Raw genomic sequence first — 9,706 nt, forward strand, 5'->3', positions numbered from 1 at the left:
CCCGGCGCAGTCTGTCACAAAGGGCGCATGCGGTGATGCCGAACGCGCCCCGACCCACAGGAGTGCTGCCCCATGTCCGAACTGACCCTTTCCCGAACCCTTCCCGCGCTGACGCTGGCCTTTGGCCTGATGGCCTCGGCCTCCGCCGCTGCCGAGCTTGTCATCGGCATGCAGCAGGAGCCCACGTCGCTCGATCCCACGGCGGATGCCACCGCCTCCATCGACAGCATGATGACGCAAAACGTCTTCGAATCGCTGACCACCGTGGCCGAGAATGGCGAAGTGCAGCCGAACCTCGCAACCTCTTGGGAGGTCTCTGAGGACGGTCTGACCTATACCTTCATGCTCGCCGAAGGCGTGACCTTCCATGACGGCAGCACGCTGGATGCCGAGGATGTGGTCTATTCCTTCAACCGCGCTATGAGCGAAGACAGCGTGAACCCCTCGAAGGATATTTTCGAGCCGATCGAAAGCGTCAAGGCTGTCGATCCGCAGACGGTCGAGATCACGCTCACGAACAAGGATGCCTTCTTCCTGTTCAACATGGGGCAAGGCGACAGCGCCATCGTGGCTTCGGAAAGCGTGGAGACCAACAACGCCAACCCGGTGGGTTCCGGCCCCTTCAAGTTCGACAGTTGGACCCGCGGCGACCGGCTGACGCTGGTCAAGAACCCCGATCACCGCGACGCGGATGACGTGGCGCTCGACAAGGTGGTCTTCCGCTTCATCTCCGACCCGGCCGCCGCCACCGCGGCGATGATGGCCGAGGAGCTCGACGCTTTCCCCGGCTTCCCCGCGCCGGAACTGCTGCCGCAGTTCGAGGCCGACCCGCGCTTCCGCGTCAACGTCGGCTCGACCGAGGGCGAGGTGATCCTTGCCATGAACAACGCCAAGCCGCCTTTCGACAATGTCGAGGTGCGCCGCGCCGTGGCCACCGCCATCGACCGTGACGAGATCATCGAGGGCGCGATGTACGGCCAAGCCGTGCCGATCGGCAGCTTCTACCCGCCGCATGGCACCGCACATGTCGACCTGACGGACGCCTATCCGCATGACAGTGCAAAGGCCGAGGAGATGTTCGAGGCGGCGGGGGTTGCGGGGGCCACCATGACCCTGCGCGTGCCGCCGTTCCCTTACGCCACACGCTCGGCCGAGATCATCCAGAACCAGCTCGCCGAGGCCGGGATCAACGCCAAGGTCGAGAATGTCGAATGGGGCTTCTGGATCGATGAGGTCTACAAGAAGAAGAACTACGACATGACCATCATCGCCCACACGAGCCCCAACGACATGGGCAATTTCGCCCGCGGCCCGGACTACTTCTACGGCTACGACAATGCCGAGATGACCGCGCTTTGGGAGAAGATCCAAACTGAGGTCGACACCGAGGCGCGCAATGAACTGCTCAAGCAGGGCCAGCAGATGCTGTCCGACCAGTCGGTGCATGGCTTTCTGTTCCAACTGCCTCTCTTGGGCGTCTTCCGCCAAGAGGTCGAAGGCTACTGGTCCTCCTCGCCCGTCCTCTACATGCCGCTGAAGAATGTGCGCATCGCCAACTGACCTGAAACGGCTGCGGCGCCCCCGGTGCCGCGGCCTTTGGACCTGACTTCGTGGCCTATTTCCTTTTCCGCCGCACGCTCGGTTTCGTGCTGACGCTGCTCGCCGTCTCGCTCGTCGTCTTTGCCGTGATGAACGTGCTGCCGGGCGATCCGGCGCTGACCATCCTTGGCATGGACGCGAGCGAGGACGCGCTGGCGGCGTTGCGCGAGCAGCTGGGGCTGAACGAGCCGGTGGTGACGCGCTACCTCGCTTGGGTCTGGAACGCGGTGCAGGGGGATTTTGGCATCAGCCATTCCTTCCGCGTGCCGGTCTCGGAACTCATCGCCGAACGACTGCCGATGACGATTTCTCTCGCGGTGGCGGGGATGCTGGTGACGCTGGTGCTGGCGCTGGGCCTTGGCATCACGGCGGCGGCGCAGCATGGGCGCGCGGGCGACTGGGGGGTGATGTTTCTCAGCCAGCTTGGCATCGCCGTGCCCGCCTTCTGGCTGTCGATCCTGCTCGTTATGCTTTTTGCCGTGAAGCTGCGCTGGCTGCCGCCGGGGGGCTTTGCCGGGTGGGACGATCCGGGGGCGGCGCTGCGCTCGCTCATCCTGCCCACGGTGGCGCTGGCGCTGGTGCAATCGGCGGTGCTGGCGCGGGTCACGCGGTCCTCGGCGCTGGAGGTCATGCGGCAGGACTTCGTGCGCACCGCCCGCGCCAGCGGCCTCTCGCGGCGGCGGGTGCTTTGGCGGCATGTGCTGCCCAATGCGCTGGTGCCGATCGTGACCATCGTCGGCATGCAGTTCGCCGCCCTAGTGACCGGCACCATCGTGATCGAAAACGTCTTCTACCTGCCGGGGCTGGGCCGGCTTATATTCCAGTCCATCGCCAACCGCGATCTGCCCACGGTGCAGGCGCTGGTGATGCTGTTCGCCGCCATCGTGGTGACGGCGAATTTCGTGGTCGATCTGCTCTACGTCGTCATTGACCCTCGGCTGAAGGCGCGGGCATGAGGCGGCTTCCGGCGAATTTCCTGCTGGGTGCGGTACTGGTCAGCCTCGTCGTCGGGGTGGCGGCGCTCTCGCTTGTCTGGACCCCGCATGACCCGCAGGCGATGTCGATCTCCACCAAGTTCGCCCCGCCGTCTACGGAGCATTGGCTGGGCACCGATCAGTTGGGCCGCGACGTGGTGGCGCAGTTGATGGCGGCGGCGCGAAACTCGATGACCGTGGCGCTGGTGGCGGTGCTCTTGGGCGGCAGCATTGGCGTGGGGCTGGGGCTTCTGGCCTCCGCGCTCGGCGGCTGGGTCGAGGATGCGGTGATGCGGCTCGCCGACTTGGGCTTTGCCTTTCCGGCGCTGTTGTTCGCGATCATGCTGGCGGCGGTCTTCGGGCCCTCGCTGACCAATGCGGTGCTGGCGATCTCCTTCATCAACATTCCCATTTTCGCCCGAGTCACCCGCGCCTCGGCGAACCAGATCTGGACGCGCGATTATGTCGCCGCCGCGCGGGCTGCCGGGCGCGGGCGCTTCGCGATCAGCCGCGATCACATCCTGCCCAACATCGCCGCGGCGGTGATCGTGCAGGCCACCATCGAGTTCGCCGTGGCGATCCTCGCCGAAGCGGCGCTGAGCTATCTCGGCCTCGGCGCGCAGCCGCCCGCCTCAAGCTGGGGGCGGATGCTGTCGGAGGCGCAGACGCTGATGTATCTCGCCCCGCAACTGGCGATCTATCCGGGGCTGTGCATTGTCGTGGCCGTGCTGGGCTTTGGCCTTCTGGGCGACGGGTTGCGCGACATCACTGATCCCCGACTGGTGCGTGCGCGATGATTGAGCTTAGCAATCTTTCGATCCATTTCGGCACTGCCGCTGCCCTGCGCGACGCCAATCTGGTGATCGAGCGCGGTGACCGCATGGGGGTCGTCGGCGAAAGCGGTTCGGGCAAGACGCTGCTGGCGCTCTGTCTGATGGGCATGGCCCCCGAAAGCGCGCGGTTGACCGGGCAGCTGCGGATTGACGGGCAGGACATGGCCGACGCATCTGAGCGCGATTGGCAGAGGCTCCGCAGCCGCCGCGTGGCGATGGTGTTTCAGGAACCAATGGCGGCGCTGAACCCATTGCGTCGGGTGGGCGACACGGTGATGGAGCCGATGTTGCTGCATGACGGGCTGACACGCAGCGCCGCCCGTGCCCGCGCCCTGAGCCTGTTCGAAGAGGTGGGCATTCCCGATCCCGACCGTCGCCTGCGGCAGTTCCCGCATGAGATGTCGGGCGGCCAGCGCCAGCGGGTGCTGATCGCGCTGGCGCTGGCCTGCAACCCCATGCTGCTGATCGCGGATGAGCCGACAACCGCGCTCGACGCCAATGTGGCGCTGCGGATCACCGACCTGCTGCAACGGCTCGCGCGGGAGCGGCAGATGGCGCTGGTTTTCATCAGCCATGACCTCGCCGCCGTGGCGCGGGCGACCGAAGACATCGTGGTGATGTATGCGGGCGATATGGTCGAGCGGGGCCGCACGGCAGAGGTGCTGGGCAGGCCTGCGCATCCCTATACCAAGGGGCTTTTGGGCGCGCGGCCCGATCCGGGCGTGGCGGGGCGGGATGCCCAAGGAAAACGGCGCAGGCTGCCGACCATTCCGGGCGCGGTCCCGCCGCTGCAGGGGCTGCCGCAGGGCTGCCGTTTTGCGGGGCGCTGCCCGGTGGAGCTGCCCCATTGCGCCACGCAGCGCCCGGACTTTGTGCAGACCGACGCAGAGCGCGCTGCCGCCTGCCACCTGCTGACGGAGCGGTGCCATGACTGACGCGCCGCTTCTAGAGGTCCGCAACCTGACCCGCCGCTACAAACTGCCGCGCCAAAGCCTGCTGCGGGCCCCACCGGTGCTGACGGCTTTGGAAAACGCCTCCTTTTCGCTGCACGCAGGCGAGACCTTGGGCGTGGTCGGGGAAAGCGGCTCGGGCAAATCCACTCTGGCGCGGCTGATCATGGCGTTTGAGCGTCCGGACGCGGGCGCGGTGCTGTTTCGGGGGCGCGATCTGCATGGGCTCGGGGGGCAAGAACTGCGCAGCCTGCGGCGCGATTTTCAGATGGTTTTCCAAGACCCTTTCGGCTCACTCAACCCGCGCCGCCGCGTCGGTTGGTCCATCGCCGAGCCGCTGCGCGCCAATGGTGAGACCGAGGATATCCCCCGCCGCATCGCCAAAGCTTTGGAGCAGGTCGGGTTGCATGCCGCGGACGCGGGTAAATATCCGCATGAGTTCTCGGGCGGGCAGCGCCAGCGCATCGCCATCGCGCGGGCCATCGTCACCCGCCCCGCGTTGTTGGTCGCGGATGAGGCGGTCTCGGCCCTCGATGTCTCGGTGCAGGCGCAAATTCTCAACCTTCTTATGGACCTTCAGGATGATCTGGGCCTTGGCATGGTCTTTATCAGCCATGACCTTGCGGTGGTCGGATCGATCTGCGACCGGGTGCTGGTGCTGCAGCATGGCAAGACCTTGGAAAGCGGTGCGGCGGCAGATGTGTTGCGCAGCCCCGAGCACCCTTATACGAAAACCCTGCTGACAGCCGCAGGAGTACGCCCATGACCCGTTTCGTCCACCTGACCGACCTGCATATCTCGCATCCCGATCTGAACGACCCACATCTGCACAGCGACACGCCCGCCACCCTGCGCCGCGTGGTGGAGGTGATCAACGCGATGGAGCCCCAACCCGATTTCGTGGTGGCCAGTGGCGATTTGACCAACCATGGCGACCAACAAAGCTATGCCCTTGTGCGCGAGATCATGGAACCGCTGAAAGCGCCGCTGGTCATGGCCCTCGGCAACCATGACAAACGCGATGGGTTCAACGCGGTCTTTGCGCCGGGGCTGGCCGATGCGCCCTATTTCCACGACGCGCCGCAGGGCGATCTGCATGTCATTACGTTGGACAGCAGCGTGCCGGGCAAGGTGGCCGGGGCGCTGGACGACGCGCAGTTCGAGTTTCTGGAAGCCGCGCTTCAGCGTCATGGCGATCTGGCGAAACTCTTGGTGATCCACCACCCGCCGCGCGTCGATCCCGCGGCCCTCGCATGGGGCAGTCTGGACGCGGCGAGCAGTGCGCGTTTGGCCGAGATGTTGAAGGGGCAGCGCGTGGCGGGCCTCCTCTCGGGCCATGTGCATGTGAATCGGGTGAGCCATTGGCACGGCATTCCGGTGGTCATTTCCAACGGTCTGCATTCCACCATCGACCTGACCGAAACCCGCGACCTGCGTATCGTGGAGGGCACTGGATTCGGCCTTTGCGAATGGCATCCCAGCGGCTTGAGCGTCTCCTTTGCTCCGCTTGACCCGACGGCGTCTGAATTGGCGCGGATCGACCGCGCGCAGCTAAAATCCTTTGAGTAGAATGACATCCACCCCCGTTGGCCGCAGCCTCGCGCCCTGCGCCGCGGTGCAGTAAAAAAATTATTGTTGACCCTCAACCTTTTTAATTTCACACAGCGAGACATGAAAAGGCTATACCCGGCATGAGATCGGGCCGCTGTTCACGGGGAGGGTGAATTTGCTGACTGCCAATGGCGACAGTGTATCGACGCTTGGCGCACGCATGCGCAAGCAGCGTCATCGTTTGTCCCTGACTCTACAGCAGTTGGGCGAAGCCTCCGGCGTGTCCGTGGGCTATCTCAGCCAAGTCGAACGGGGCCGGGCCACGCCGTCACTGGGCACCCTGTCGCAGATCGCCGTGGCGCTTCAGGTCGATGTCAGTTTTTTCATCTATACGCCCAAGACCCAAGACAGCCTGACCCGTGCGGCTGAGCGTCCGCGCTTTGCCGTCTCGGGCTCATCCATCGAATATGAGAAGATCGGCGCGGATTTCCCGGGCCATGAGCTGTCCTCCTACATCATGAACGTGCCGCCGGGCTATGCCTCGGAAGAGGTCGTCCATGAGGGGGAAGAGGTGATCTATATCCTTGAGGGAGAGATCGCGCAGGTCGTCGATGGGGGGGAGCATATCATGCGGCCCGGCGACAGCCTGCATTACCTCGGCAGCAGCCCGCATTCGTGGTCCAACAAGACCGACAAGCCCGCCCGCGTGCTTTGGGTGGGGCGGATGCAATATGAACAGGCCGCTGGCGCCAATAGAATACGTCCGAATGAAGGGGCAGTCGCCACCGCATTCGCGTCGTCTCGCCCGTAAGGGCGTATCACCTGCGGCGGATACCCCGCTGCCAAGAAACAAACCAACCAGGAGAGAGAATATTATGTCTTTTACAACGAAATTGGCCACCGGTGCCATGCTGGCGGCCCTTGGGGCCTCGGCGGTATCGGCCCAATCGCTGGTCTATTGCTCCGAAGGCTCGCCCGAGGGTTTTGACCCCGCGCTGTACACAGCCGGCACCACATTCGACGCTTCCAGCCACCCGATCTACAACCGTCTGGCCGAGTTCAAAGTCGGCACGACCGAAGTCGTGCCCGCGCTGGCCGAAAGCTGGGAAGTCAGCGAAGACGGCATGACCGTGACCTTCAAGCTGCGCAAAGGTGTGAAATTCCACTCCAACGACCAGTTCACGCCGACACGCGATTTCAACGCCGACGACGTGATCTTCAGCTTTGACCGTCAGGGTAACGAAGAAAACCCCTATCACACCGTCTCGGGCGGCACATGGGAATACTACGGCGGCATGTCCATGCCCGATCTGATCGAAAGCATCGAGAAGGTCGACGACTACACCGTGGCCTTCAACCTGACCCGTCCCGAAGCGCCCTTCATCGCGAATATGGCGATGGACTTCGCTTCGATCGTGTCCAAGGAATATGCCGACGCGATGATGGAAGCGGGCACGCCTGAAATGGTGAACCAAGCGCCCATCGGCACCGGCCCGTTCAAGTTCCAAGCCTACCAGAAAGACGCGGTCATCCGTTACCTGCGCAACGACGACTACTGGGGCGATGCGGCCAAGGTTGAAAGCCTGATCTTCGCGATCACGCCCGACGCCTCCGTGCGCTACCAGAAGGTGCAGGCGGGTGAGTGCCACGTCATGGCATATCCGAACCCGGCCGATGTTCAGGCGATGAAAGACGCCGAAGACATCGTCGTGATGGAGCAAGAAGGTCTGAACGTTGGCTATCTGGCCTATAACACGCAGGTCGCGCCCTTCGACAACGCCAAGGTCCGCAAGGCCCTGAACATGGCGATCGACAAGCAGGCGATCATCGACGTGGTGTTCCAAGGCTCCGGCGAAATCGCCAAGAACCCGCTGCCGCCGACCATGTGGTCCTACAACGACGCCATCGAAGACGACAACTATGACCCCGAGGCCGCCAAGGCGATGCTCGAGGAAGAGGGCGTCAGCGATCTGTCGATGAAGATCTGGGCGATGCCGGTTCAGCGTCCCTACAACCCCAATGCCCGCCGTATGGCCGAGCTGATGCAGGAAGACTTCTCCAAGGTTGGCGTCGATGTCGAAATCGTCTCCTACGAATGGGGTGAGTATCTGGAGCGCTCCAAGTCCAAGGACCGTGACGGTGCCGTGCTGCTGGGTTGGACCGGCGACAACGGTGACCCAGACAACTTCCTCGCGGTTCTGCTGGGCTGTGACGGTGTCGAGAAATCCAACCGCGCCCAGTGGTGCAACGAGGAATTCGACGCGCTGATCCAGAAAGCCAAGGTTCTGCCGACCCAAGAAGAGCGTGCGCCGCTTTACGAAGAAGCGCAGGAAATCTTCAAGGATCAAGCGCCTTGGGCCACCATCGCGCATTCGGTCGTCTACATGACCATGCGCCCCGAGGTTGAGAACTATGTCGTGCACCCGCTGGGGGGCCACATCTTCAACCAAGTTGGCCTGAAGCAGTAACACTGCCGCTTTGACCAAAGGGGGCGGCATCATGTGCCGTCCCCATTTTATTAACCTCGCCAGCCCGAAAGCCAGCCCATGTCCCCTTCGCTGAATGATCGCCTGTCGGCCTATGCCGATATCGCCGCCGACCTATCGGTCGATGCCGTGGCGCTGGTGCCCGGCCCGAATTTCACCCGCGCCGTCGACCATGCCTTCATGAGCCACGAACGCCCCTTCGTTCTGGTGATCCCCGCCCGCGGCCCCGCCGCCGCCTTGGTGCCGAACCTTGAACTGGGCAGTTGGGAGTTGGTCGGTTTCGACGGGGCCGTTTTCGATTGGCGCGACCAGACGGGCTACGACGATGCCTTCGCCGCGCTGATGCAACATTTGAACATCACCTCGCTTGCAGTTGAAGGCCAAGTGATGCGCGTCTTTGTGCATCACGCGCTGAAGAAAGCGCAGCCCGATCTGCGGATCATCGATGCCGAGCGTGAGATCTCCGCCCCCCGCATGATCAAGACCGAGGCCGAGGTCGCGGCGCTGCAAAAAGCCATCGACATTTCCGAACGCGCCCTGCGCGCCACGCTGGATAGCGTGAAGCTCGGCCAGACCGAGAAAGAGATCGAGCAAAAGCTGGTGCAGATGATCTTTGCCGAAGGGGCTGATGATTTGTCCTTCGCCCCCATCGTCGCCGCCGGTGACGGCTCGGCCCGCCCGCATGCCAAGGCGCGTGAGGATTACCACGTCAAAGCAGGCGATGCGCTGCTGATCGACTTCGGCGCGCGCAAGGACGGCTTTGCCGCCGACATCACCCGCACCGTTTTCCTTGCCCATGTCAGCGACGAGGGGCGCGCGGTGTACGACACTGTGCTGCGCGCCAACCTTGCCGGGCTGGAGGCCACCCGCGCAGGCGTCACCGCGCATGAGATCGACGATGTGGTGACCGGCGTGCTCGAAGCCTCTCCTTTTGCCGACCGCATCCGCACCAAGACCGGCCACGGTCTGGGCCGCGATGTGCATGAAGCGCCTTATATCATGCGCGGCAACCACATGACTTTACCCGCCGGAACGGTGTACACCAACGAACCCGGTCTCTATGAGATCGGCAACTTTGGGGTGCGCATCGAAGATGACGTGCTGATCACCGAAGATGGCTACAAATCCCTGACCAACTTTCCGAAGGAACTGATGGTGCTCCCGTGCTGAAATATGTCTTGTCGCGCCTTGCGACCTTCATCCCCACTTTTATCGGCGTCACGCTGATATCATTCGCCTTCATCCGCTTGCTGCCCGGCGACCCGATCGTCGTCATGGCCGGTGAGCGCGGCATTTCCGAAGAACGCTATCTC

Annotated in this window: 9 protein-coding genes and 1 pseudogene; all 10 read left to right on the top strand. The window is 63.6% G+C overall.

What is annotated here, in order from left to right:
• Positions 1–72: 72 nt before the first annotated feature.
• Positions 73–1,560 carry an ABC transporter substrate-binding protein gene (locus FCK22_RS15415; RefSeq protein ID WP_067261575.1) on the top strand — a complete coding sequence of 496 codons (1,488 nt, stop codon included), beginning with the start codon at positions 73–75 and terminating at the stop codon, positions 1,558–1,560.
• Between the two features lie 50 nt (positions 1,561–1,610).
• The gene (locus FCK22_RS15420; protein WP_067261573.1) at positions 1,611–2,555 is read left to right on the top strand and encodes an ABC transporter permease; all 945 of its coding nucleotides are present in this window, start codon (positions 1,611–1,613) and stop codon (positions 2,553–2,555) included.
• Positions 2,552–3,370: an ABC transporter permease gene (locus tag FCK22_RS15425; protein ID WP_067261571.1), complete on the top strand. Its 819-nt coding sequence runs from the start codon at positions 2,552–2,554 to the stop codon at positions 3,368–3,370. The genes FCK22_RS15420 and FCK22_RS15425 overlap by 4 nt, the downstream gene beginning before the upstream one ends.
• On the top strand, positions 3,367–4,341 hold the full coding sequence (locus FCK22_RS15430) for an ABC transporter ATP-binding protein (RefSeq protein ID WP_067262578.1): 975 nt from the start codon (positions 3,367–3,369) through the stop codon (positions 4,339–4,341). Before FCK22_RS15425 ends, FCK22_RS15430 begins: the two co-directional genes overlap by 4 nt.
• Positions 4,334–5,122: an ATP-binding cassette domain-containing protein gene (locus tag FCK22_RS15435; protein WP_067262576.1), complete on the top strand. Its 789-nt coding sequence runs from the start codon at positions 4,334–4,336 to the stop codon at positions 5,120–5,122. The genes FCK22_RS15430 and FCK22_RS15435 overlap by 8 nt, the downstream gene beginning before the upstream one ends.
• Positions 5,119–5,925, top strand: coding sequence for a metallophosphoesterase (locus FCK22_RS15440; RefSeq protein ID WP_067262574.1), 807 nt, complete (start codon positions 5,119–5,121; stop codon positions 5,923–5,925). Before FCK22_RS15435 ends, FCK22_RS15440 begins: the two co-directional genes overlap by 4 nt.
• A gap of 202 nt (positions 5,926–6,127) precedes the next feature.
• Positions 6,128–6,718, top strand: a complete 591-nt coding sequence (locus tag FCK22_RS15445; protein WP_067262572.1) for an XRE family transcriptional regulator — start codon at positions 6,128–6,130, stop codon at positions 6,716–6,718.
• Positions 6,719–6,782: 64 nt separating this feature from the next.
• Entirely contained in the window at positions 6,783–8,375 is a 1,593-nt protein-coding gene (locus tag FCK22_RS15450; protein WP_067262570.1) for an ABC transporter substrate-binding protein, read from the top strand.
• Positions 8,376–8,453: 78 nt separating this feature from the next.
• Entirely contained in the window at positions 8,454–9,563 is a 1,110-nt protein-coding gene (locus tag FCK22_RS15455; RefSeq protein WP_067262567.1) for a Xaa-Pro peptidase family protein, read from the top strand.
• Positions 9,557–9,706, top strand: a pseudogene (locus FCK22_RS19610) (peptide ABC transporter permease); the annotation flags it as partial. The gene FCK22_RS15455 and the pseudogene FCK22_RS19610, both read left to right, overlap by 7 nt.

Origin of the sequence: Sulfitobacter sp. 15WGC, assembly GCF_005068605.1 — a bacterium.
GTDB classification, from domain to species: Bacteria; Pseudomonadota; Alphaproteobacteria; order Rhodobacterales; family Rhodobacteraceae; genus Sulfitobacter; species Sulfitobacter faviae.